Origin of the sequence: uncultured Paracoccus sp., assembly GCF_947487305.1 — a bacterium.
Lineage (GTDB): Bacteria > Pseudomonadota > Alphaproteobacteria > Rhodobacterales > Rhodobacteraceae > Paracoccus.
The window spans coordinates 1-516 of record NZ_CANKWH010000093.1 but is presented as its reverse complement, the minus strand read 5'-3'; the positions used below and the strand labels follow the sequence as shown (position 1 = coordinate 516).

Annotated in this window: 1 protein-coding gene; it reads right to left on the bottom strand. The window is 61.0% G+C overall.

Annotated features, from left to right (window positions below):
* On the bottom strand, positions 1-515 hold a 515-nt coding region (locus Q1A36_RS21400; protein ID WP_299848212.1), incomplete at its 3' end, for a GTP-binding protein.
* Position 516: the final 1 nt, after the last annotated feature.

The window sequence follows — 516 nt, the reverse complement described above, 5'->3', positions numbered from 1 at the left end:
GCCAGGGCCGAGCCCTTGATGATCGGAATGTCGTCGCCCGGGTAGTCATACGAGCTCAGCAGCTCGCGCACTTCCATCTCGACCAGTTCCAGCAGCTCTTCGTCATCCACCTGGTCGACCTTGTTCAGGTAGACGACCATGTAGGGGATGCCGACCTGACGGCCCAGCAGGATATGCTCGCGGGTCTGCGGCATCGGGCCGTCAGCCGCGTTCACCACCAGGATCGCGCCGTCCATCTGCGCCGCACCGGTGATCATGTTCTTCACATAGTCGGCGTGGCCCGGGCAGTCGACATGGGCGTAGTGGCGCGAGGGCGATTCGTATTCGACGTGAGCGGTCGAAATGGTGATCCCGCGGGCTTTCTCTTCCGGCGCACCATCGATCTGGTCATAGGCCCGGAATTCGCCGAAATACTTCGTGATCGCAGCCGTCAGCGTCGTCTTGCCGTGGTCAACGTGACCAATGGTCCCGATGTTGACGTGCGGCTTGTTGCGTTCAAACTTTGCCTTTGCCATG